This is a genomic window from Streptomyces odonnellii (assembly GCF_000981895.1).
GTDB classification, from domain to species: domain Bacteria; phylum Actinomycetota; class Actinomycetes; order Streptomycetales; family Streptomycetaceae; genus Streptomyces; species Streptomyces odonnellii.
The window spans coordinates 1-22,214 of the sequence record NZ_LATD01000009.1 but is presented as its reverse complement, the minus strand read 5'-3'; the positions used below and the strand labels follow the sequence as shown (position 1 = coordinate 22,214).

The window sequence follows — 22,214 nt, the reverse complement described above, 5'->3', positions numbered from 1 at the left end:
CTCCGGGGTGACGGGCCCAGAGGAAGGACTGCGACGTGCGTGTACTCGTCGTCGAGGACGAGCAACTGCTCGCCGATGCGGTGGCCACCGGACTGCGCCGGGAGGCCATGGCCGTCGACGTGGTGTACGACGGCGCCGCCGCCCTGGAACGGGTCGGGGTCAACGACTACGACGTGGTGGTGCTCGACCGGGACCTCCCCCTCGTCCACGGCGACGACGTCTGCCGCAGGATCGTCGAGTTGGGGATGCCCACCCGGGTCCTGATGCTCACCGCCTCGGGCGATGTCAGCGACCGGGTCGAGGGCCTCGAACTGGGCGCGGACGACTATCTGCCCAAGCCCTTCGCGTTCACCGAGCTGATCGCCAGGGTGCGGGCCCTCGGCCGGCGTACGACCGTACCGCTGCCGCCCGTCCTGGAGCGCTCGGGCATCAAGCTCGATCCCAACCGCCGCGAGGTCGTCCGCGAGGGCAGGGAGATCCAGCTCGCGCCCAAGGAGTTCGCGGTGCTGGAGGTCCTGATGCGCAGCGAGGGCGCGGTCGTCTCGGCCGAGCAGCTCCTGGAGAAGGCCTGGGACGAGAACACCGACCCGTTCACCAATGTCGTACGGGTCACGGTGATGACCCTGCGCCGCAAGCTCGGCGAGCCGCCCGTGATCGTCACGGTGCCCGGCTCCGGGTACCGGATCTGATGCCCGTGGCCGCGACCCCGATGCCGCCCGCGGCACCGCCCAAGCCCACCTGGGACCCCAGAAGGCCCGACCAGGCGCTGCCCTGGGTGCGCCCCACCATCCGGATACGTCTGACGCTGCTGTACGGCGGGATGTTCCTGATCGCCGGCATCCTGCTGCTCTCGATCATCTATCTGCTGGCCGCGCAGGCGCTGCACGTGGGCAGTGAGCTGCCCTTCAAGATCGTGACCGGCAAGGTGAGCAGCGATGTCTGCAACTTCCCGGACCAGGCGCCACCGGAGCAGTTCAACGCGGCCATGAACAGTTGCGTCAACCACCAGCGCAAGCAGGCGCTCGACGATCTGCTCAGCCGCTCGCTGTTCGCGCTGGTCGGCCTGAGCGTCATCGCCTTCGCGTTCGGTTACGCGATGGCCGGGCGGGTGCTGTCGCCGCTGGGCCGGATCACCCGTACCGCGCGCCGGGTGGTCGGCTCCGACCTGTCGCGCCGGATCGAGCTGGACGGTCCCGACGACGAGCTGAAGGAGCTGGCGGACACCTTCGACGAGATGCTGGACCGGCTGGAGCGGGCGTTCAGCGCGCAGCAGCGGTTCGTCGCGAACGCCTCGCACGAGCTGCGCACACCGCTCGCGATCAACCGCACCCTGCTGGAGGTCCATCTCTCCGATCCGGGGGCGCCCGCGGAACTCCAGCAGCTCGGCAGAACGCTGCTGGCCACCAATGAGCGGAGCGAGCAGCTCGTGGAGGGCCTGCTGCTGCTCGCCCGCAGCGACAACCAGATCGTCGAGCGAAAACCCGTCGACCTCGCGGAGGTCGCCACCCGCGGTGTGGACCAGTGTCTCGGCGAGGCGGAGGCGAAGGGCGTCGAGATCCGTACGGAGTGCTCGCCGGCGGTCGTCCAGGGGAACGGGGTGCTGCTGGAGCGGATCGCGCTGAACCTGGTGCAGAACGCCGTGCGGTACAACATCCCCGAGGGCGGCTGGGTGGAGGTCTCCACGGAGGTCCAGCAGGGCCAGGCGGTCCTGGTGGTGTCCAATACGGGCCCGGTGGTCCCGGGGTACGAGATCGACAACCTCTTCGAGCCGTTCCGGCGGCTGCGTACGGAGCGTACGGGCAGCGACAAGGGGGTCGGCCTCGGTCTCTCGATCGCGCGGTCCGTGGCGCGCGCCCATGGCGGCAGGATCTTCGCGGAACCCCGCGAGGGCGGGGGACTGGTGATGCGTGTCACTCTCCCGGTCTGAGATGCTGCGCGCGGTATCCGGGGAGCAGCTGCCTTTGTTCGCTTTGCGCGGAATTTCCGGGACGGATTTCCGGCGAATCCGTGTGTGATCGATCACAAGGGCGAATTCACGCCTATCCACTCTGCGTGATCAGGCCTTCATCGGAAAGCCGGTATCGTCCGGGTTTCCGGGGGCCGGGATCACGGGAAGTACACGGGGTGGCGCCCGTGAGGCACAACAGCGGGACCGTGTACGGTCCCCTTCGCCACCCGAAGCCGATCACTCCACAGGGGTCCGGTTGGGTGTCGATTGAGTAACAGACCTTGATGTGAGGCAAAATCTCCGCCTCAGGTCGGGCACAAGTCCGGCCTCTCACGCGTTACGTGCGCTGGAGACACCACAGACACCCAGAGGGGGAGAGCGACATGGCAACGGATTACGACACCCCACGCAAGACCGATGACGACGTCGATCAGGACAGCCTTGAGGAACTGAAGGCCCGTCGGAACGACAAGTCGACTTCGGCGGTCGACGTCGACGAGTTCGAGCAGGCCGAAGGGCTCGAACTGCCCGGCGCGGATCTCTCCAACGAGGAGCTGTCCGTCCGGGTGCTGCCCCGGCAGGCCGATGAGTTCACCTGCATGAGCTGCTTCCTGGTGCACCACAGGAGCCAGCTCGCCAGGGAGAAGAACGGTCAGCCGATCTGCCGCGACTGCGACTGAGGTCGGGTCGGCCGTGGCAGGCGACACACCGTTTCGGAAACGACGCTTCCGGCGCGAGAGGGCACCGGAGGCGTATCGGGGCGGCTCGGGCCCGGCAGAAGGCGTTCAGCCCGCTGCCGAGCACTCCGCTCTCCTGCCCCAGCACGGCGCACATGACGACGAGCGAGGCCTCCCGGCCTCGCTCGAAGCAGCCCAGGAGGACCACGGCGGCCCCGTGACCGGGGGCCGGCGGCTGGACGCCGTCAAACGGGGTGTGCGGAAGGGCGGCGCGGGTGCCAAGGCGGCGCTGGGATATGTCGCCGACCGGATCATCGAGAACGCGCCCCGGATACCCGTCCGTGACCTCGCGACCCTGCGCGGCCAGTTCCCCGGCCTCGGCCCCGAGGAACTGGCCGACAAACTGGTCGCCGGCGCGGCGAACAGCAGTGCCACGGTCGGCGCGGGTGTAGGCGCGGCCGCGATGCTGCCCGTACCGCCCGCGATGCCCGCCGAGCTGGCGGCCGAGATCACGGCGGTCGCCGCGATCGAGCTGAAGCTCATAGCCGAGCTGCACGAGGTCTACGGACTGCGCCCGCCGGGCGCGCTCAAGCAGCGCAGCGCCGCCTATCTGACCTCCTGGACGGAGGAGCGCGGGGTCGATGTCACCAAGCCGTCGACCTTCAACGGCGCGCTGGGCGGGCGCATGAAGCGCGAGCTGCGCCAGCAGATCATGAAGCGCACGGTCCGCAGCCTGCCCAACCTGGTCCCCTTCATGATCGGGGCGGCCGTCGGCGCGATGATGAACCGGCGGGACACCAAGAAGGTCGCCGAGCACGTCCGCAAGGACCTGCGGACCCGCCAGATCCCCTGGGACGCGCTTCCGGAGCTGCCCCCGCTGGAGCGGCCGGAGGAACTCCCCGCGGAGCTGCCGAAGGAACTGGAGAGCTAGGGCCTGTCTTGTGGATCCTGCCGGGCGCGCGTGCCCGCAGTGACATCAGCCGCTTCCGCGGCGGGCCGCGCCTCTCGGCGTTGTCGTCGCGCTCAGCCCGTCCGTACCGCGTTCAGCGCCGTCGCCAGACCCTGCGGGTTCCTGGTCGACAGATAGACGTACGGAGTCGGGTCCTCGGGATCCGTGACCTCCACCCGCAGCGCCGTCGGCACATAGCTGCGCAGCAGCATGAACGCCCGGGGGTCGGCCTTGTGCAGCCGCCAGGCCCGCGCCTCCTCGGCGTCGAGCACCTCGGCCTCGCCCAGCGCCGAGACCGGGATCCGGGCATCGCCCGCGACCAGCGAGCCCGCCACCACCCTGATCCGCGCCGAGCCGTAGGAACTGACCCCGGCCGCCGCCAGCGCTCCCGCGCCGATCACCCCGCCGAGCAGCGGCAACGGCCCCAGCGGCAGCGTGATCAGACCCCCCGCCACGGCGACGAGGGCCGCTACGGCCCACCAGGAGGGAGGGGCGGTGAGACGTTCGTCGTAGCTCGCGGCGGAAGGCTCCATGGAGCCAAGCTTGGCATGGTGCGGAAGCCGGGCGACCGCGCGGGTAAGGTCTGCGCCTGTGAGCAGCGCGCCACCCCCGGGGACGCCTCCCGGACCAGGCCGGGCGCGCCCGCGCCGTCGAGGTGAACCCATGAGCCGTACCCCCGCTGCCCCCCTGGACGTACTGATCCGCCGCCTTGATCCGGAGGTTCCGCTTCCGGGATATGCGCATCCGGGCGACGCCGGGGCCGATCTGGTCACCACCGAGGCCGCCGAACTGGCCCCCGGGGAGCGGGCCGTACTGCCCACGGGAGTGTCCATCGCCCTGCCCGACGGGTACGCCGCCTTCGTGCACCCGCGCTCCGGACTGGCGGCCCGCTGCGGCGTCGCCATGGTGAATGCCCCGGGGACGGTGGATGCCGGGTACCGTGGAGAGATCAAAGTGATCGTGGTCAATCTGGACCCGCGCGAGAGCGTTCGGTTCGAGCGGTTCGACCGGATTGCCCAGTTGGTCGTCCAGCAGGTCGAGAAGGTCCGCTTCCACGAGGTGGCGGAGCTTCCCGGGTCGGCGCGGGGCGACGGGGGCTTCGGGTCCACCGGCGGTCATGCCGCCGTGGGCGGCGTACAGGGCGGGAATCGATACGCTTCGGTCGTATCCGACCGGGAAGGACAGTGACGTGTTCGGACGTCGCAAGAAGAGTGGTTCCGCAGCGGACGCGGCGGACGCAGCGGGCGAGGCCGAGCAGTTCACCGACGATGCCGGTGACGCCGGTGCCGACACGGCCTCCGAAGGGGTGGCCGCGCCCCGCAGGGTGAACCTTCCGCCGGCCCCCAGGCCGGACGGGCCCTGGGACATCTCCGAGGTCTCCAGGCCCGGGGAGGGCCGGGTCGATCTGGGCGGGATCTTCGTTCCCGGGGTCGAGGGCATGGAGCTGCGCGTCGAAGTCGCCGGTGACGCGATCGTCGCCGCCACGGTCGTGGTGCGCGACAGCGCCGTACAGCTCCAGGCGTTCGCGGCGCCCAAGAAGGAAGGCATCTGGGGCGAGGTCCGCGAGGAGATCGCCTCCGGCATCACCCGGCAGGGCGGCATCATCGACGAGGTCGAGGGGCCGCTGGGCTGGGAGCTGCGCGCCCAGGTTCCCGTACAGCTTCCGGACGGCACCGGCGGCGTGCAGCTCGTGCGCTTCATCGGCGTCGACGGACCGCGCTGGTTCCTGCGCGGTGTGATCTCCGGGCAGGGCGCGGTACAGCCCGCGGCCGCTGGGCTGCTGGAGCAGATCTTCCGGGACACCGTGGTCGTACGGGGCGAGGGGCCGATGGCGCCCAGGGACCCGATCGTCCTCAAGCTGCCGGACGACGCGCAGATGGTGGCCGAGGGCGTCCAGCAGGACGAGCAGGAGGGCTCGCGCTTCTCCGGTGGAATGGGACAGCTTCAGCGCGGTCCCGAGATCACCGAGGTGCGCTGAGCCTCCGTCGGCGCTCCGGCCGGACACGGACCGGACCGGCACCGACCGCACTGGCACGGACCTGACCGGCACAGACCTGAGCGACAAGGCCGGTGGGCCGCATCCCTGGACGGGGAAGCGGCCCACCGGCCTTTCGTCTGCACCCCTACCGGCCTTTCGTTTGCCCGAACGCCGTGGCGCCTGCGAGCCATGGCGGATGCCTTGCCGTATGCGGCACATCACAAGGCACGGCCGCGGCCATATGAAGTCCGTCAAGCCCGTGGCACCGGCCGTATGGGACCCGTCAACGCGAGCCTGACCGGGCGGATCAGCCGGTTTCCTCAGGGAGTCAGTTTTTCCCGACTCTTCTAGGAGTGCGCGGTGGCCGATGTGGCCTTCGTTGTCACCACGATCGCGGTGTTCGCGCTGGTGGCCCTGATCGCCAGGGGGGTGGCGAAGCTATGACGGCCGAGAACGTGGTCGGGCTGTTGGTGGCGGTCGCCCTGCTGGGTTATCTCGTCCTGGCGCTGTTCTTCCCGGAGAGGTTCTGAGTGATGAGCTCCGTCCTCGCCGGTGTGCTTCAGTTGCTGGCGCTGGTTGTCGCGTTGGGTCTGGCGTACCGCCCGTTGGGCGACTACATGGCCCGGACCTATTCCTCGACGAAGCATCTGCGGGTCGAGAAGTGGATCTACCGCGCGATCGGCGCGAACCCCGCGACCGAGATGCGCTGGCCCGCCTATCTCCGTGGCGTCCTCGCGTTCTCCGCGGTGAGCGTGCTGTTCCTGTATCTGCTCCAGCGGGTGCAGGGGGTTCTTCCCGGGTCGCTGGGCTTCTCGTCGATCGATCCGGACCAGGCGTTCAACACCGCCGCGTCGTTCGTCGCGAATACGAACTGGCAGTCGTATTACGGCGAGCAGGCCATGGGCCATGTCGTGCAGACCGGTGGCCTGGCCGTACAGAACTTCGTCTCCGCCGCGGTCGGCATGGCCGTGGCGGTGGCGCTGGTACGGGGCTTCGCCCGCTCCCGTACCGGGGAGCTGGGGAACTTCTGGGCGGATCTGGTGCGCGGCACCGTCCGCATCCTGCTGCCCCTCTCCGTGATCGGCGCGATCGTGCTGGTCGCCTGTGGCGCGATCCAGAACTTCGCCGGGATCCATGAGGTCGGGCAGTTCCTGGGCGGTTCACAGCAGTGGAACGGCGGTGCGGTGGCCTCGCAGGAGGCGATCAAGGAGCTGGGCACCAACGGCGGCGGTTACTTCAACGCCAACTCCGCCCACCCCTTCGAGAACCCCACCCCGCTCTCCAACCTCTTCGAGATCTTCCTGATCCTGGTGATCCCGTTCGCGCTGACGCGGACGTTCGGGACGATGGTCGGCAGTGTGAAGCAGGGGTACGCGATCCTCGCCACGATGGCCGCCATCTGGATCGGGTTCACCGGGCTGATGATGTGGACCGAGTTCGCCCACCACGGCCCGGCGTTCGACCTGGCCGGTGGTGCGATGGAGGGCAAGGAGACCCGGTTCGGGGTCGGCGGCTCGTCGATCTTCGCGGTGGCCACGACGCTCACGTCGACCGGCGCGGTGAACTCGTTCCACTCCTCGTTCACCGGGTTCGGGGGCGGTATCACCATGCTGGGGATGCAGCTCGGTGAGATCGCGCCCGGCGGGACCGGCTCGGGTCTGTACGGGATGCTGATCATGGCGATCATCGCGGTGTTCATCGCCGGGCTGATGGTCGGCCGTACGCCCGAGTATCTGGGCAAGAAGATCGGCAGCCGTGAGATCAAGCTGGCCGCGAGCTACATCCTCATCACCCCGGCGCTGGTGCTCTGTTTCACCGCTGCCGCGATGGCCCTGCCCACCCCGGGCAACTCCATGACCAACTCCGGGCCGCACGGGTTCTCGGAGATCCTGTACGCCTACACCTCGGCCGCCAACAACAACGGCTCGGCCTTCGCCGGGCTGAACGCGGACACCCAGTGGTTCAACACCACGATCGGCCTGGCCATGCTGCTCGGCCGTTTCCTGCCGATGGTGTTCGTCCTGGTGCTGGCCGGCGCGCTGGCCGCGCAGCGGCCCGTACCCGAGACCGCGGGCACTCTGCGTACCCACAAGCCGCTGTTCACCGGACTACTGGTCGGCACGATCATGATCGTCACCGGGCTGACCTACTTCCCGGCCCTCGCGCTGGGCCCGCTGGCCGAAGGGCTGGCGTCATGAGCACTCGTCTGAAGCAAGAGGGCACGATGTCCGCAGTCACTCCGTCCCGTGCGCCGCACCCGCCGGTATCCCCCGGACACGGTCCGGGCGGGAAGGCGCGGGTGGGCGGGGGCTTGTTCGATCCCCGTCTGCTGATCACGTCGTTCCCGCAGGCGGTCAGGAAGCTCGATCCGCGGGTGATGGTCAAGTCGCCCGTGATGTTCGTGGTCGAGGTCGGCTCGGTGCTGTCCACGGTCTTCGCCGCGATCCATCCGGGCGACTGGTTCGGCTGGGCGATCGCCGCCTGGCTCTGGCTGACCACCGTCTTCGCCAATCTGGCCGAGGCGGTCGCGGAAGGCCGGGGCAAGGCGCAGGCGGACACCCTGCGCAGGGCCAGGACCGACACCGTCGCCCGGCGTGTCATCGGCCCGGACGAGGAGCGCGTACCCGGCACCGACCTGCGGGTCGGTGATCTGGTGGTCTGCGAGGCCGGGGACATCATCCCCGGCGACGGCGATGTGGTCGAAGGCGTCGCCTCCGTCGACGAGTCCGCGATCACCGGCGAATCGGCGCCCGTGATCCGGGAGTCGGGCGGTGACCGCTCGGCTGTCACCGGCGGTACGAAGGTGCTCTCCGACCGGATCGTCATCAGGATCACGACGAAGCCGGGCGAGACGTTCATCGACCGGATGATCAAGCTGGTCGAGGGTGCGGCCCGGCAGAAGACACCCAACGAGATCGCGCTGAACATCCTGCTCGCGTCCCTCACCATCGTCTTCCTCCTGGCCGTGGTCACCCTCCAGCCGTTCGCGGTCTACGCCGGGCAGCGGCAGTCGATGATCGTGCTGATCGCCCTGCTGGTGTGTCTCATACCGACGACCATCGGGGCGCTGCTCTCCGCGATCGGCATCGCAGGCATGGACCGGCTGGTCCAGCGCAATGTCCTCGCCATGTCCGGGCGCGCCGTCGAGGCCGCCGGGGACGTGTCGACACTGCTGCTCGACAAGACCGGCACCATCACCCTCGGCAACCGCCAGGCCGCCGAATTCCTCCCCGTCCCGGGCGTCACCGAGGCGGAGCTGGCGGATGCCGCCCAGCTTTCCTCGCTCGCGGACGAGACCCCGGAGGGCCGCTCCATCGTCGTCCTGGCGAAGGAGAAGTACGGGCTCCGGGAGCGCCACCAGGGGCAGTTGGCCGGTGCCGAGTGGGTGGCCTTCACCGCCCAGACCCGGATGTCCGGTGTCGACCTCACCGAGGACGGGACGCGGCGCCAGGTCCGTAAGGGAGCCACCGGCGCGGTGACCGCGTGGGTCGCCGGGCGCGGCGGCAGCGTGGCCCGGGACTGCCAGGGACTGACCGACCGGATCTCGCAGGCCGGCGGCACACCGCTCCTGGTGGCCGTCGAGGACGAACGGGGCGCCCGCGCCCTCGGGGTGATCCATCTCAAGGACGTGGTCAAGGAGGGGATGCGGGAGCGGTTCGACGAGCTGCGCCGGATGGGCATCAAGACCGTCATGATCACCGGTGACAACCCGCTGACCGCGAAGGCCATCGCGCAGGAGGCCGGTGTCGACGACTTCCTCGCCGAGGCCACGCCCGAGGACAAAATGGCCCTCATCAAGCGCGAGCAGGCCGGCGGCAAGCTGGTCGCCATGACCGGGGACGGTACGAACGACGCGCCCGCCCTGGCCCAGGCGGACGTCGGGGTGGCCATGAACACCGGCACCTCGGCCGCCAAGGAGGCCGGGAACATGGTGGACCTGGATTCCAACCCCACCAAGCTGATCGAGATCGTGGAGATCGGCAAACAGCTCCTCATCACGAGGGGCGCGCTCACGACGTTCTCCATCGCCAACGACGTGGCGAAGTACTTCGCGATCATCCCCGCGATGTTCGCCGTGGTCTATCCCAGCCTCGGCAGGCTCAACATCATGGACCTCTCCTCGCCCGAGTCCGCGATCCTCTCCGCGGTCGTCTTCAACGCGCTGATCATCGTCGCGCTCGTACCGCTCGCCCTGAAGGGCGTGCGCTACCGGCCCGCCAGCGCCGACCGGATGCTCCGCAGAAACCTCGGGATCTACGGTCTCGGCGGGCTGATCGCCCCGTTCATCGGCATCAAGATCATCGACCTGCTCATCTCCCTCATCCCTGGAATCGGCTGATCACGCCATGAACAACTCCGTAGGAAACACTGCACGGCTGCTCGGCGCCGGGCTGCGCGCCCTGCTGGTCCTGACCGTCCTCTGCGGCGTCCTCTACCCCCTCGCCGTCACCGGCGTCGCCCAGGGGCTCTTCCCGGGCAAGGCCAACGGCTCCGAGCTCACCCGGAACGGCAAGGTGGTCGGGTCCTCGCTCATCGGGCAGCGGTACGACCTGCCGCTCAAGGACGGCCAGGACACCCCGGAGCCGGACCTGAAGTGGTTCCAGCCCCGCCCGTCCAACGGCCTGGGCACCAACAGCGTCAACACCCAGTACGAGCTCATACTCTCCGGAGCCACCAACCGCTCCGGCGACAACGAGGATCTGATCCAGTGGGTCAAGGACGCCAAGGCCGCCGTGGTCAAGGACAACTCCACCCCCGGTTACCGGGTCATGCCCCAGGACGTGCCCCCGGACGCCGTCACCTCCTCCGGTTCGGGCCTGGATCCGCACATCTCGCCCGAGTACGCCGAACTCCAGGTGCACCGCGTCGCCGAGAAGAACAACCTGGACGTCAAGCAGGTGGAGAAGCTCGTCGACGACAACACCGACGGCCGCGTCCTCGGCTTCATGGGCGAGCCCCGGGTCAATGTCCTTCAGCTCAACGTCGCGCTCAAGGAGCTGGTCGGCTGACCTTCGTACACCGGTCCCGGTACGGACACGTCCGTACCGGGACCAAGGTCGCCACCTTGTCGGACGCGGTGGCTCTTCTGGAAGACAATGGGGCCATGGGACGCGGCAAGCTACGTATCTATCTGGGCGCGGCACCGGGCGTCGGGAAGACGTACGCGATGCTCTCCGAGGCGCACCGCCGGGTCGAGCGGGGCACCGACTGCGTCGTGGCCTTCGTCGAGCACCACGACCGCCCCCGTACGGAGGTCATGCTGCACGGCCTCGAAGAAGTGCCCCGCCGGTCCATCGAGTACCGCGGCACGACCTTCACCGAGATGGACGTCGACGCGGTACTGGAGCGCCGCCCGGCCGTCGCCCTCGTCGACGAGCTGGCGCACACCAATGTGCCCGGCTCGCGCAACGCCAAGCGCTGGCAGGACGTCGAGGAACTGCTCAAGGCGGGCATCGAGGTCGTCTCCAGCGTCAACATCCAGCACCTCGAGTCACTCGGTGACGTCGTCGAATCCATAACGGGTGTGCGGCAGCAGGAGACCGTTCCTGACGAGATCGTCCGGCGGGCCGACCAGATCGAGCTGGTCGACATGTCGCCCCAGGCCCTGCGCCGACGGCTGGCGCACGGCAATGTCTACAAACCCGACAAGGTGGACGCCGCGCTCTCCCACTACTTCAGGCCGGGCAATCTCACCGCGCTGCGCGAACTGGCCCTGCTCTGGGTCGCCGACCGGGTCGACGAATACCTCCAGCAGTACCGGGGCGAGCACAACATCCGCACCACCTGGTCGGCCCGCGAACGCATCGTCGTCGGCCTCACCGGCGGCCCGGAGGGGCGTACGCTCATCCGCCGCGCCGCCAGGATGGCCGCCAAGGGCTCCGGCAGCGAGATCCTCGCCGTCTACATAGCCCGCAGCGACGGCCTGACCGCCGCCTCGCCCAAGGAACTGGCCGTCCAGCGCACCCTGGTCGAGGATCTCGGCGGCACCTTCCACCACGTCATCGGCGACGACGTCCCCTCCGCGCTGCTGGAGTTCGCGCGCGGGGTCAACGCCACCCAGATCGTGCTGGGCTCCAGCCGCCGCAAGACCTGGCAGTACATCTTCGGCCCCGGCGTCGGCGCCACCGTCGCCCGGGAGTCCGGCCCCGATCTGGACGTGCACATCGTCACGCACGAGGAGGCCGCCAAGGGCCGCGGGCTGCCGGTGGCGCGCGGAGCCAGGCTCGGCCGATCCCGGATCATCTGGGGCTGGCTGGCCGGGGTCGTCGCGCCCGTACTGCTCTCGCTGCTGCTGTCCATGGTGGGAAACTCCCCGGGGCTCGCCAACGATGTCCTGCTCTTCCTCTTCCTGACCGTGATGTCGGCGCTGCTGGGCGGGCTGCGGCCGGCGCTCGCCTCCGCCGCGGTGGGCTCGCTGCTGCTCAACTTCTACTTCACGCCGCCCACCCACACCCTGACCATCTCGGACCCCAAGAACCTGGTCGCCATCGTGATCTTCTTCGCGGTGGCCGTGTCGGTGGCGTCCGTGGTCGACCTGGCGGCACGCCGTACCCATCAGGCGGCCCGGCTCAGAGCCGAGTCCGAGATCCTCTCCTTCCTCGCGGGCAGTGTGCTGCGCGGCGAGACCACGCTGGACGCGCTGCTGGAGCGGGTCAGGGAGACCTTCTCCATGGAGTCCGTGGCGCTGCTCGAACGCAAGAGCGATGTCGACCCCTGGACCCGTGCGGGCAGTGTCGGCCCGCGGCCCGTCGACCGCCCGGAGTCAGCCGATGTCGACATGCCGGTCGGCGATCACATGGCGCTGGCGCTCTCCGGCCGGGTCCTGCCGGCCGAGGACCGCCGGGTGCTCGCCGCCTTCGCCGCGCAGGCCGCCGTCGTACTGGACCGGCAGCGCCTGGTGGGCGAGGCCGCGCAGGCCCGCGAACTGGCCGAGGGGAACCGTATCCGTACGGCCCTGCTCGCGGCCGTCAGCCACGATCTGCGGACCCCGCTGGCCGGGATCAAGGCATCCGTCTCCTCACTCCGCTCCGACGACGTCGAATGGTCCGAGGAGGACCGGGCGGAGCTGCTCGAAGGCATCGAGCACGGCGCCGACCGGCTCGACCATCTCGTCGGCAATCTCCTTGACATGTCCCGGCTGCAGACAGGCACCGTCACCCCGCTGATCCGGGAGATCGACCTCGATGAGGTGGTTCCGATGGCGCTCGGCGGCGTACCGGAGGACAGCGTGGAGCTGGACATCCCCGAGTCGCTGCCCATGGTGGCCGTCGACCCGGGCCTGCTGGAGCGCGCGGTCGCCAATATCGTCGAGAACGCCGTCAAGTACAGCCCCGACGCCCGGAAGGTCACCGTCGCCGCCAGCGCGCTGGGGGACCGGGTGGAGGTACGGGTCGTCGACCGCGGCCCCGGTGTCCCCGAGGACGCCAAGGAACGGATCTTCGAGCCCTTCCAGCGCCACGGCGACGCGCCGCGCGGTGCCGGGGTCGGCCTCGGGCTCGCGGTCGCGCGCGGCTTCGTCGACGCGATGGGCGGCACCCTCACCGCCGAGGACACCCCCGGCGGCGGCCTGACCATGGTCCTCACCCTCACAGCGGCGGCCGGGATCGCCCCGGTACGCCCCGAACCACCGGCCCGGATCAGCTCATGACCGGGACAGCAGAAAGGCGGACCGCTATGACGCGGGTGCTCGTGGTCGACGACGAGCCGCAGATCGTACGCGCCCTGGTGATCAACCTCAGGGCGCGGAAGTACGAGGTGGACGCGGCCTCCGACGGGGCGGGCGCGCTCGAACTCGCCGCCGCGCGCCACCCCGACGTCGTCGTGCTCGACCTCGGGCTGCCCGACATGGACGGGGTCGAGGTCATCAAGGGGCTGCGCGGCTGGACCCGCGTCCCGATCCTGGTGCTCTCCGCCCGCCACACCTCCGACGAGAAGGTCGAGGCGCTGGACGCCGGCGCCGACGACTACGTGACCAAGCCCTTCGGCATGGACGAGCTGCTGGCCCGGCTGCGCGCCGCGGTCCGGCGGGCCGAGCCGGTCGGCGGGGACGGCGACGACCTGACCGCGGTCGTCGAGACCGAGGGCTTCACCGTGGACCTGGCCGCCAAGAAGGTGCACCGCGAGGGCAGGGACGTACGGCTCACCCCGACCGAGTGGCACCTGCTGGAGGTGCTCGTACGCAACACGGGGCGGCTGGTCAGCCAGAAACAGCTCCTCCAGGAGGTCTGGGGGCCCTCGTACGGCACGGAGACCAACTACCTGCGGGTCTACATGGCCCAGCTCCGCCGGAAGCTGGAGACGGACCCCTCGCACCCCAGGCACTTCGTCACCGAGCCGGGCATGGGCTACCGCTTCGAGCGCTGATCCGGATCGCTCCGGGGGCGCGCCGGTCCGTACCCCGCTCCGGAGGGAGCTGATCTGGAGGGAGCCGATCCGGTCCCGCTCCGGAGCTGATCCGGTCCCGCTCCGGATCCCGCGCCCCTGGATCCGGTGGCCCCTCGCCCCGGTACGCTCTAACCATGAGTGCTGAGAAGCCGACCGGCCGCTTCCGCCGGATGCTCGACCGGCTGTCCAGCTCCCAGGAGGATCTGGAGTCCGAGGAGCTGCGGGAGGACGCGCAGGCGTCGGGGTGCACGAAGATCTCCGACTGCAACGACCGCCAGATCGTCCGGGTGACTGGTACGTTGCGGACGGTCACCCTGCGTCCGCGGGCCGGAGTGCCCGCTCTGGAGGCGGAGCTGTTCGACGGCACCGCGCCGCTGGACGTGGTGTGGCTGGGCCGGCGCTCCATCGTGGGCATAGAGCCGGGCCGCAGACTGATCGCCTCCGGCCGGATCTCCCTGAGCCACGGCCGACGGGTGCTGTTCAATCCCAAATACGAACTCCGACCGCTCGGACAGGAGTAGCCGGTGACGTCATTCGACAAGCCCGCCGCCTCGAACGTTTCCAGCGCCTCCGTCTCCGGTGCCTCACCCGAGGGTCCTGACGGCCCGGACAGCCCGGACGGTGACGCGAAAGCCGTCACCGAGGCGGCGTTGTTCGAGGCCTTCGGGGGCCTGCGCGGCATGGTGGAGACCGTACTGCCGGGTCTGCTCTTCGTCACGATCTTCACCATCAACCAGGACCTGCACACCTCGGCGGTCGCCGCGCTCGCGGTCTCGCTGCTGCTCGTCGTGGTCCGGCTGATCCGCCGGGACACCGTCAAGCACGCGTTCAGCGGGGTCTTCGGGGTGGCCTTCGGCGTGGTCTTCGCGATGATGACCGGCAACGCCAAGGACTTCTATCTGCCGGGCATGCTCTACACGCTGGGGCTGTCGCTCGCGTACATCATCACGACGCTGGCGGGCGTGCCGCTGATCGGGCTGATCCTGGGCCCGGTCTTCAAGGAGAACCTCTCCTGGCGGACACGCAATCCGGGCCGCAAGACGGCATACGCGAAGGCGAGTTGGGCGTGGGGGCTGATCCTGCTCGCCAAGTGCGCGATCCTGTTCCCGCTCTACTGGTGGGCCGATACGACACAGCTCGGCTGGGTGCTGATCACGCTGAAGATCCCGCCGTTCCTGCTGGCGGTCTATCTGACCTGGGTGTTCCTGGCGAAGGCGCCGCCGCCGATCGATGTCTTCGCCGAGATGGAGGCGGAGGAGGAGGCGGAGCGGGCCCGTAAGGCCGCCGCCGTCACCACCCCGGACGGCCCGACCAGCCACCGCCGCGAGCGCTGAGCCGGCGTTCGGCCAACCCGGCATTCACGAGCGGCCGTTCAAGAGCAGCGGCCGTTCAAGGGCGGCAAGGGCCCGGCACCGTTCCCAGGTGCCGGGCCCTTTCTTGTACGTGCGTGCGCCGGCCTTGTACGCGCGCGTACGCCGGCTTTGTAAGCGCGCGTACGCCGCGTCTTGTACGCGCGTACCCCGGGCGCGGCCGGCGCTCAGCCCGCCGCGTCCTCCCTGCGTACCGACAGCAGGTCCTCCAACTGCTCCTCTCGGGCCTGCGCCGCCACGAACAGCAGCTCGTCGCCCGCCTCCAGCGTCTCCTCCGGACTCGGCGTGAGTACGCGCGTACCGCGGATGATCGTCACCAGCGAGGTGTCCTCGGGCCAGATCACATCGCCCACCAGCGTGCCCGTCACGGCCGACTCCGGTGGCAGCGTCAGCTCGACCAGGTTGGCGTCGCCATGGCTGAAGCGCAGCAGACGCACCAGATCGCCGACGCTCACCGCCTCCTCCACCAGCGCCGACATCAGCCGTGGCGTGGACACCGCGACATCGACCCCCCAGGCCTCGTTGAACAGCCATTCGTTCTTGGGGTTGTTGACCCGGGCCACCACCCGCGGCACGCCGTACTCCGTCTTGGCGAGCAGCGAGACGACCAGATTGACCTTGTCGTCCCCGGTCGCGGCGATCACCACATTGCAGCGCTGGAGCGCCGCCTCGTCGAGCGAGGTGATCTCACAGGCATCGGCAAGCAGCCACTCGGCCAGCGGCACCCGCTCCACCGAGATCGCGGTCGGCGCCTTGTCGATCAGCAGCACCTCGTGTCCGTTCTCCAGCAGCTCGCCCGCGATGGAACGGCCCACCGCGCCTGCCCCGGCAATCGCGACCCGCATCAGTTCCCGCCTCCGTCCGGGCCCTCGGCGAATGCCGCCTCGACCTTCTCGATATCGTCCGTGCGCATCATCACGTGGACGAGATCGCCCTCCTGAAGCACGGTCTGGGACGTCGGCAGCATCGCTTCGCCGAGCCGGGTGAGGAACGCGACGCGCACCCCGGTCTCCTCCTGAAGCGTGCTGATCTTGTGGCCGATCCAGCTCGGTGCCGTATGCACCTCGGCCAGTTGCACCCCGCCGCTCGGGTCCCGCCACAGCGGCTCGGCGCCCGACGGCAGCAGCCGGCGCAGCATCTGGTCGGCGGTCCAGCGGACCGTCGCCACGGTCGGGATACCGAGGCGCTGATAGACCTCGGCCCGCCGCGGGTCATAGATCCGGGCGGCGACATTCTCTATGCCGAACATCTCGCGGGCGACCCGCGCGGCGATGATGTTCGAGTTGTCCCCGCTGCTCACGGCGGCGAAGGCACCGGCTTCCTCGATCCCGGCTTCGCGCAGGGTGTCCTGGTCGAACCCGACCCCGTTGACGCGGCGGCCGCCGAAACCCGAGCCGAGCCGACGGAACGCGGTGGGGTCCTGGTCGATGACGGCGACGGTGTGCCCCTGTTGCTCCAGGGTCTGCGCGAGTGCGGCTCCCACCCGGCCGCAGCCCATGATGACGATGTGCACGTGGACTTACCCCGCACTCCTGGTCGCCTTGCTGACCTGCGAAAACACCCTGTTCACTCTTCCTTTTCGACCTGCCGGGCATCCAGCGGGACACCGTATACGACGGTCCCCCGAGTCGAGCTTATGCGGCAGGGGTGACAATCCAGTCATCCACGTGGGGGCCCGGCTCGGCAAGAGGCCGGGCCCGGCCCGGCGGGAGCGCGACAGGAGCGCGGCGGGAGCGCGTCAGAAGACCCGGTCAGGAGAGCCTCCGGAAAAGAGCGCAGGACAAGAAGGGGAGCGGCAGGAGAAGAGGGGGTGCTGCCCTCACGGGCCACTGCGCGAGCGCATAGCATCCTGTCGTGTCCAAACTGACCGACGTGCCCAAACGGATTCTCATCGGGCGGGCGCTGCGTAGCGACAGACTTGGGGAAACGCTCCTCCCCAAGCGCATCGCGCTGCCCGTATTCGCCTCCGACCCGCTGTCCTCGGTGGCGTACGCGCCAGGAGAGGTCCTCCTCGTCCTGTCCATCGCGGGTGTGTCGGCCTACCACTTCAGCCCGTGGATCGCGGTGGCCGTCGTGGTCCTGATGTTCACGGTCGTGGCCTCGTACCGGCAGAACGTGCACGCGTACCCGAGCGGCGGCGGCGACTACGAGGTGGCCACCACCAACCTCGGCCCCAAGGCCGGACTCACCGTCGCCAGCGCCCTGCTGGTCGACTATGTGCTCACCGTCGCCGTGTCGATCTCCTCCGGGGTGGAGAACCTCGGCTCCGCGATCCCCTTCGTCGTGGAGAACAAGGTCCTCTGCGCCATCGCGATAATCGTGCTGCTGACGCTGATGAACCTGCGCGGTGTCCGGGAGTCCGGCAAGCTCTTCGCGATTCCGACGTATGTCTTCGTCGGCGCCGTGTTCATCATGATCGTCTGGGGCGCGGTCCGCGGACTCGCCTTCGGCGACACCATGAGGGCGCCGACGGCCGGCTTCCAGATCAAGCCCGAGGAACAGGGTCTGGCGGGCTTCGCGCTGGTCTTCCTGCTGCTACGCGCCTTCTCCTCCGGCTGTGCCGCGCTGACCGGCGTCGAGGCGATCAGCAATGGCGTACCCGCCTTCCGCAAGCCGAAGAGCAAGAACGCGGCGACCACGCTGGCCCTGATGGGCGGCCTCGCCGTCACCATGTTCTGCGGCATCATCGGCCTGGCCATGGCCACCGATGTGAAGATGGCGGAGTCCCCGGGGACGGATCTGCTGCGCAACGGTGTGCCGGTCGGCTCGGACTATGTGCAGAACCCGGTGATCTCCCAGGTCGCCGCCGCCGTCTTCGGGAACGGCACCTTCTTCTTCGTCCTGCTCGCCGCGGCCACCGCGCTCGTTCTCTTCCTGGCCGCGAACACCGCCTACAACGGCTTCCCGCTCCTCGGCTCGATCCTCGCCCAGGACCGCTATCTGCCACGGCAGTTGCACACCCGCGGCGACCGGCTGGCCTTCTCCAACGGCATCGTGCTGCTGGCCGGGGCCGCCGCCCTGCTGGTGGGGCTGTACGGCGCGGACTCCACCCGGCTGATCCAGCTCTACATCGTCGGCGTCTTCGTCTCGTTCACCCTGAGCCAGACCGGCATGGTCCGGCACTGGAACCGTCATCTCAAGACCGAGCGCAACGCGGCCAAGCGCCGCCATATGATCCGCTCCCGGGCGATCAACACCTTCGGCGCCTTCTTCACGGGCCTGGTGCTGATCGTCGTCCTCGCCACCAAGTTCACGCACGGCGCCTGGGTCGCGCTGCTCGGCATGGTGATCTTCTACGGGACGATGACCGCGATCCGTAAGCACTACGACCGGGTCTCCGACGAGATCGCCGCCGCCGAGGGCCCCTCCGACGACAGCGTGCGGCCGTCCCGGGTGCACTCCATCGTGCTGGTCTCCAAGGTCCACAAGCCCACGCTGCGCGCGCTCGCGTACGCCAAGCTGATGCGCTCGGACACCCTGGAGGCCCTCAGCATCAGCGTCGATCCGGCCGAGACGAAGGCGCTCAAGGACGAGTGGGAGCGGCGTGGCATCAATGTGCCGCTGAAGATCCTCGATTCGCCCTATCGCGAGATCACCCGGCCGGTCATCGAGTACGTACGCGGCCTGCGGACCGAGAATCCGCGCGACGCGATCAGTGTCTACATCCCGGAGTACGTGGTCGGCCGGTGGTACGAGCACCTGCTGCACAACCAGAGCGCGCTGCGGCTCAAGGGGCGGCTGCTCTTCACGCCGGGAGTCATGGTGACCTCGGTGCCGTACCAGCTCGAATCCTCGGAACTGGCGAAACAGCGGGCGAAGAAGCGGCGCGTGTACGTGGCGCCGGGCGCGGTCCGGCGGGGACCTGTGGACGCGCGGCCGGGGGACGCGGGCGGTGGTGCCGGTGCGGGTACGAAGGCGTCGGGCAGTGGCTCGGCGTCGGGGAGCGGGACGAAGCGCTGAGCGGTCGGCGCGGCGCTGACACGCACGTAGACTGGTGGGCTGGCGTTCCGCCGTACCGCTTGACTTGCGTACTCGTAAATTCTTGACACCTTGATCCTTTGGAGCCACCCCGTCATGCAAACAGAACCGCAGGCTTCGCTGGTCGGGGAGGAGTACGAGGTCGAGGTAGGCCCCGTCGCACACGGCGGCCACTGCGTGGCCCGCACCGAAGAGGGCCGGGTGCTCTTCGTACGGCACGCCCTGCCCGGCGAGCGGGTCCGCGCCCGGGTGACGGAGGGCGGCCCGGACTCCCGCTATCTCCGCGCCGACGCGGTGGAGATCCTCGACGCCTCGAAGGACCGGGTCGAGGCGCCGTGCCCGTACGCCGGTCCCGGCCGCTGCGGCGGCTGCGACTGGCAGCACGCCAAGCCGGGAGCGCAGCGGCGTTTGAAGGGCGAGGTCATCGCCGAGCAGCTCCGCAGGATCGCGGGCCTCACCCCGGAGGAGGCGGGTTGGGACGGTACGGTCGTGCCCGCGCCCGGCGACAAGCTGCCGACGGGCGAGGTGCCCGCGTGGCGCTCCCGGGTGCAGTACGCGGTCGACGAGCAGGGGCGCGCGGGGCTGCGGCGGCACCGCTCGCACGAGGTGGAGCCGGTCGAGCACTGCCTGATCGCCACCGAGGGCGTCAGTGAACTGGGCGTCGAGCGGCGTGAATGGCCGGGGATCGCCACGGTCGAGGCGATCGCCGCGTCGGGCTCCGGCGACCGGCAGGTGATCCTCACCCCGCGCGAGGGCGGCCGGCTGCCGCTGGTGGAGCTGGACCGGCCGGTGTCCGTACTGCGGGTCGAGGAGCGCGACGGGGGAGTGCACCGGGTGCACGGCCGCGACTTCGTGCGCGAGCGGGCCGACGGCCGTACGTACCGGGTCGGCATGGGCGGCTTCTGGCAGGTGCACCCGCAGGCTCCGCAGCTCCTTGTCGAGGCCGTGATGCAGGGGCTGATGCCGAGGAAGGGCGAGACGGCGCTCGATCTCTATTGCGGCGTCGGGCTGTTCGCCGGGGCGATCGCGGAACGGGTGGGGGAGACCGGCGCGGTCCTGGGCATCGAGTCCGGCAAGCGCGCGGTGGAGGACGCCCGGCACAACCTCCAGGACTTCCCCCGCGTCCGTATCGAACAGGGCAAGGTCGACCAGGTGCTCCCACGCACCCGGATCACCGAGGCGGACCTGATCGTCCTCGACCCGCCCCGCGCGGGCGCCGGCAAACAGACCGTCACCCAACTCGCCCGCCTGGGCGCCCGCCGCATCGCGCACGTGGCCTGCGACCCGGCGGCCCTGGCCCGAGACCTGGCCTACTTCCGGGACTCCGCCTACCGCCCCCGCACCTTGCGGGCCTTCGACCTCTTCCCGATGACGCACCACGTGGAGTGCGTGGCGATCCTTGAGCCGGTCGCGAAGGGCGCCTGACCGGCACGTTCAGGTGCTGTGTGTTATGCGCACTGTGGGCGTTACGGGCGATATCTTGACGCTGAAATGACGCTCTGCGAGGCATCTTGACGCCCATATGACGCTCGTCCTGATGGGCCATCAGGCGCATCGCGCCGCTGGTCCGACAGTCTCTTGGCAAGTTGCCGGGAACGGCTTGCCGAGGCCGCCGTACGCGACCCTTTCGATCCTGAATGGTGGGCGGACTTCTACTACGACCTCACCCAGGCGTTCCCCGACGGGTCGGCCCTGGCAAGCAAGCGGATCATCATCAGCTCCCGGTCGACGACGGCACCGGCCGGCGGGGAAGGTGTCTTCTTCGACCGTGAAACCCCGCAGGGCGGCTCCCTTCCACCCCTGCCCGACGGGCTGTTCGACCGCCTGTACTTCGTGCACGAGGGCATCGCCTGGTCCGGCAAGGGCCGCGAACGAAGAGCCCAGGGCCGCAAGTGGCTCAGGACCGCGAACCTCGTCCACGACTACGGGGCTGACCGGGTGCTCGAGGTCGTCGCCTCCGCGCTGAGCGCGGACGGCGAGGACGACGGCGTACGCCTCGCATGCCTGCGCTACGCGTGCGTGGTCTCCCAGGCACTGGAAAACGGTGGCCGCAGGACATCCCCGCTGAAGAAGCTTTGCGTGCCGACCCGGGCGGGCTGGTTCGACGCGGGGCGGGCCATGTTCGGGCAGGGCTGGCCCGGCGAGCACTCCACCGTCGACGACACACTGACCCGGTTCCTGGAACGGGTCCGGGAGTTGTCGTCTGTGCTTACCGAGACGGAAGGGCAGCTCCTCCTGGGCCCCGAGGAACTGTGCGGGGACACGATCCCCGTGGAGGCTGTGCGGCGCTTCCTTGAAAGGCACGGAGTCGTCCATGGTCTCCGTGCCCGCTACGAGACCTTCGGCGCCGGAGTCAGGGGAGACGACCTCAACTGGCCGCCCGTTATTGGGCCCCAGGCCCGCGGAGCCGACTGCCGCAGTGGAGGATCACCGCTGAGCGCTGGCCGAACCGCCGTGAGGTCGGCTATACCAGCGTCGAATACCACCCACGGTCTCGCTCCGCAGCTGTGCTGCCCGGACCTGGTCAGGGAGGCTCTGGAGCGCTTCAGGGGTAGGCAGGTGGCCGAGAAGCTGGCGGCGGGGGAGGCGTATGCGGACAGCGGGTACGTGTTTGTTGACGAACTCGGCAGAGCGCTCAACGGGCGGCATCTGCGTGTGCGGGCGTACAAGATCATGGCCGAGAACTTGCTGCGGCGGGTCCGCTTGTACGATGCCCGCGCGAGTTGCTTCACGTACCTCGCGAACAACGGGGTGCCGGATCACCTCCTTGCCCGGTGGGGGGCACACCAACGTCAAGACCACGAAGCGTTGGTATGTGAAGCCGGATGTGGAGGACCTTCGTCCGGCGGCGGATACGTGGGGAGGTCTGGCCGGTGTCCCGACCGCTCGCTGCTCACCGCGCCCCGGGTCCCGACCGTCGGTATCGACA

Annotated in this window: 19 protein-coding genes and 1 pseudogene; 17 read left to right on the top strand and 3 right to left on the bottom strand. The window is 69.5% G+C overall.

Annotated features, from left to right (window positions below; genetic code table 11):
- The first annotated feature begins 35 nt into the window (after positions 1 to 35).
- The 4 genes from WH07_RS01575 to WH07_RS01560 all read left to right on the top strand — a co-directional run bounded on the left by WH07_RS01575 (position 36) and on the right by WH07_RS01560 (position 3,556).
- A complete protein-coding gene (locus WH07_RS01575; protein WP_046494423.1) occupies positions 36 to 689 on the top strand; it encodes a response regulator transcription factor in 654 nt (217 codons plus the stop codon).
- A 5-nt stretch (positions 690 to 694) separates the two neighbouring features.
- Entirely contained in the window at positions 695 to 1,927 is a 1,233-nt protein-coding gene (locus WH07_RS01570; protein ID WP_046494450.1) for a sensor histidine kinase, read from the top strand.
- A gap of 404 nt (positions 1,928 to 2,331) precedes the next feature.
- On the top strand, positions 2,332 to 2,628 hold the full coding sequence (locus WH07_RS01565; RefSeq protein WP_030350183.1) for a DUF4193 domain-containing protein: 297 nt from the start codon (positions 2,332 to 2,334) through the stop codon (positions 2,626 to 2,628).
- A gap of 13 nt (positions 2,629 to 2,641) precedes the next feature.
- Positions 2,642 to 3,556: a hypothetical protein gene (locus tag WH07_RS01560; protein WP_046494420.1), complete on the top strand. Its 915-nt coding sequence runs from the start codon at positions 2,642 to 2,644 to the stop codon at positions 3,554 to 3,556.
- Between the two features lie 92 nt (positions 3,557 to 3,648).
- Here the strand turns inward: WH07_RS01560 and WH07_RS01555 are convergent, their stop codons facing one another.
- Positions 3,649 to 4,107 carry a DUF3093 domain-containing protein gene (locus WH07_RS01555; RefSeq protein ID WP_046494419.1) on the bottom strand — a complete coding sequence of 153 codons (459 nt, stop codon included), beginning with the start codon at positions 4,105 to 4,107 and terminating at the stop codon, positions 3,649 to 3,651.
- A gap of 130 nt (positions 4,108 to 4,237) precedes the next feature.
- Between WH07_RS01555 and dut the strand changes: the two genes are divergently transcribed.
- From dut to WH07_RS01505, 10 genes are all read left to right on the top strand, one after another.
- The gene (gene dut / locus WH07_RS01550; RefSeq protein ID WP_046494417.1) at positions 4,238 to 4,762 is read left to right on the top strand and encodes a dUTP diphosphatase; all 525 of its coding nucleotides are present in this window, start codon (positions 4,238 to 4,240) and stop codon (positions 4,760 to 4,762) included.
- Position 4,763: 1 nt separating this feature from the next.
- Positions 4,764 to 5,552, top strand: a complete 789-nt coding sequence (locus WH07_RS01545; protein ID WP_046494415.1) for a DUF3710 domain-containing protein — start codon at positions 4,764 to 4,766, stop codon at positions 5,550 to 5,552.
- 440 nt (positions 5,553 to 5,992) lie between these two features.
- Positions 5,993 to 6,082, top strand: a complete 90-nt coding sequence (kdpF, locus tag WH07_RS36555) for a K(+)-transporting ATPase subunit F (protein ID WP_046494413.1) — start codon at positions 5,993 to 5,995, stop codon at positions 6,080 to 6,082.
- Between the two features lie 3 nt (positions 6,083 to 6,085).
- Positions 6,086 to 7,750, top strand: coding sequence for a potassium-transporting ATPase subunit KdpA (kdpA, locus tag WH07_RS01535; protein WP_046494448.1), 1,665 nt, complete (start codon positions 6,086 to 6,088; stop codon positions 7,748 to 7,750).
- Positions 7,751 to 7,776: 26 nt separating this feature from the next.
- Complete coding sequence (gene kdpB, locus WH07_RS01530) at positions 7,777 to 9,891, top strand: potassium-transporting ATPase subunit KdpB (protein WP_046494411.1); 2,115 nt, start codon at positions 7,777 to 7,779, stop codon at positions 9,889 to 9,891.
- Positions 9,892 to 9,898: 7 nt separating this feature from the next.
- On the top strand, positions 9,899 to 10,561 hold the full coding sequence (locus WH07_RS01525) for a potassium-transporting ATPase subunit C (protein ID WP_046494409.1): 663 nt from the start codon (positions 9,899 to 9,901) through the stop codon (positions 10,559 to 10,561).
- 95 nt (positions 10,562 to 10,656) lie between these two features.
- Complete coding sequence (locus tag WH07_RS01520) at positions 10,657 to 13,200, top strand: sensor histidine kinase (RefSeq protein WP_046494407.1); 2,544 nt, start codon at positions 10,657 to 10,659, stop codon at positions 13,198 to 13,200.
- Positions 13,201 to 13,226: 26 nt separating this feature from the next.
- On the top strand, positions 13,227 to 13,916 hold the full coding sequence (locus tag WH07_RS01515; protein WP_046494406.1) for a response regulator: 690 nt from the start codon (positions 13,227 to 13,229) through the stop codon (positions 13,914 to 13,916).
- A gap of 155 nt (positions 13,917 to 14,071) precedes the next feature.
- Positions 14,072 to 14,458, top strand: a complete 387-nt coding sequence (locus WH07_RS01510) for an OB-fold nucleic acid binding domain-containing protein (RefSeq protein ID WP_079022867.1) — start codon at positions 14,072 to 14,074, stop codon at positions 14,456 to 14,458.
- Between the two features lie 3 nt (positions 14,459 to 14,461).
- Positions 14,462 to 15,271, top strand: a complete 810-nt coding sequence (locus WH07_RS01505) for a DUF3159 domain-containing protein (RefSeq protein ID WP_046494404.1) — start codon at positions 14,462 to 14,464, stop codon at positions 15,269 to 15,271.
- Positions 15,272 to 15,474: 203 nt separating this feature from the next.
- Here the strand turns inward: WH07_RS01505 and WH07_RS01500 are convergent, their stop codons facing one another.
- Both WH07_RS01500 and WH07_RS01495 read right to left on the bottom strand, forming a co-directional pair.
- On the bottom strand, positions 15,475 to 16,152 hold the full coding sequence (locus tag WH07_RS01500; RefSeq protein WP_046494402.1) for a potassium channel family protein: 678 nt from the start codon (positions 16,150 to 16,152) through the stop codon (positions 15,475 to 15,477).
- The gene (locus tag WH07_RS01495; protein WP_046494400.1) at positions 16,152 to 16,820 is read right to left on the bottom strand and encodes a potassium channel family protein; all 669 of its coding nucleotides are present in this window, start codon (positions 16,818 to 16,820) and stop codon (positions 16,152 to 16,154) included. Before WH07_RS01495 ends, WH07_RS01500 begins: the two co-directional genes overlap by 1 nt.
- 341 nt (positions 16,821 to 17,161) lie before the next feature.
- Here WH07_RS01495 and WH07_RS01490 point away from each other — a divergent pair, with 341 nt between their 5' ends.
- From WH07_RS01490 to WH07_RS01480, 3 genes and pseudogenes are all read left to right on the top strand, one after another.
- Complete coding sequence (locus tag WH07_RS01490) at positions 17,162 to 19,267, top strand: APC family permease (protein WP_046494398.1); 2,106 nt, start codon at positions 17,162 to 17,164, stop codon at positions 19,265 to 19,267.
- Positions 19,268 to 19,381: 114 nt separating this feature from the next.
- The gene (locus WH07_RS01485; protein WP_046494397.1) at positions 19,382 to 20,710 is read left to right on the top strand and encodes a class I SAM-dependent RNA methyltransferase; all 1,329 of its coding nucleotides are present in this window, start codon (positions 19,382 to 19,384) and stop codon (positions 20,708 to 20,710) included.
- A 153-nt stretch (positions 20,711 to 20,863) separates the two neighbouring features.
- A pseudogene (locus WH07_RS01480) lies at positions 20,864 to 22,214 on the top strand (hypothetical protein); the annotation flags it as partial.

Excerpts from the sequence above, each read along its gene's own strand:
- WH07_RS01565 (WP_030350183.1), top strand. The coding sequence starts at position 2,332 with ATGGCAACGGATTACGACACCCCACGCAAGACCGATGACGACGTCGAT.
- WH07_RS01555 (WP_046494419.1), bottom strand. The coding sequence starts at position 4,107 with ATGGAGCCTTCCGCCGCGAGCTACGACGAACGTCTCACCGCCCCTCCC.
- dut (WP_046494417.1), top strand. The coding sequence starts at position 4,238 with ATGAGCCGTACCCCCGCTGCCCCCCTGGACGTACTGATCCGCCGCCTT.
- kdpF (WP_046494413.1), top strand. The coding sequence starts at position 5,993 with ATGACGGCCGAGAACGTGGTCGGGCTGTTGGTGGCGGTCGCCCTGCTG.
- kdpA (WP_046494448.1), top strand. The coding sequence starts at position 6,086 with ATGAGCTCCGTCCTCGCCGGTGTGCTTCAGTTGCTGGCGCTGGTTGTC.
- kdpB (WP_046494411.1), top strand. The coding sequence starts at position 7,777 with ATGTCCGCAGTCACTCCGTCCCGTGCGCCGCACCCGCCGGTATCCCCC.
- WH07_RS01525 (WP_046494409.1), top strand. The coding sequence starts at position 9,899 with ATGAACAACTCCGTAGGAAACACTGCACGGCTGCTCGGCGCCGGGCTG.
- WH07_RS01520 (WP_046494407.1), top strand. The coding sequence starts at position 10,657 with ATGGGACGCGGCAAGCTACGTATCTATCTGGGCGCGGCACCGGGCGTC.
- WH07_RS01515 (WP_046494406.1), top strand. The coding sequence starts at position 13,227 with ATGACGCGGGTGCTCGTGGTCGACGACGAGCCGCAGATCGTACGCGCC.
- WH07_RS01510 (WP_079022867.1), top strand. The coding sequence starts at position 14,072 with ATGAGTGCTGAGAAGCCGACCGGCCGCTTCCGCCGGATGCTCGACCGG.
- WH07_RS01500 (WP_046494402.1), bottom strand. The coding sequence starts at position 16,152 with ATGCGGGTCGCGATTGCCGGGGCAGGCGCGGTGGGCCGTTCCATCGCG.
- WH07_RS01485 (WP_046494397.1), top strand. The coding sequence starts at position 19,382 with ATGCAAACAGAACCGCAGGCTTCGCTGGTCGGGGAGGAGTACGAGGTC.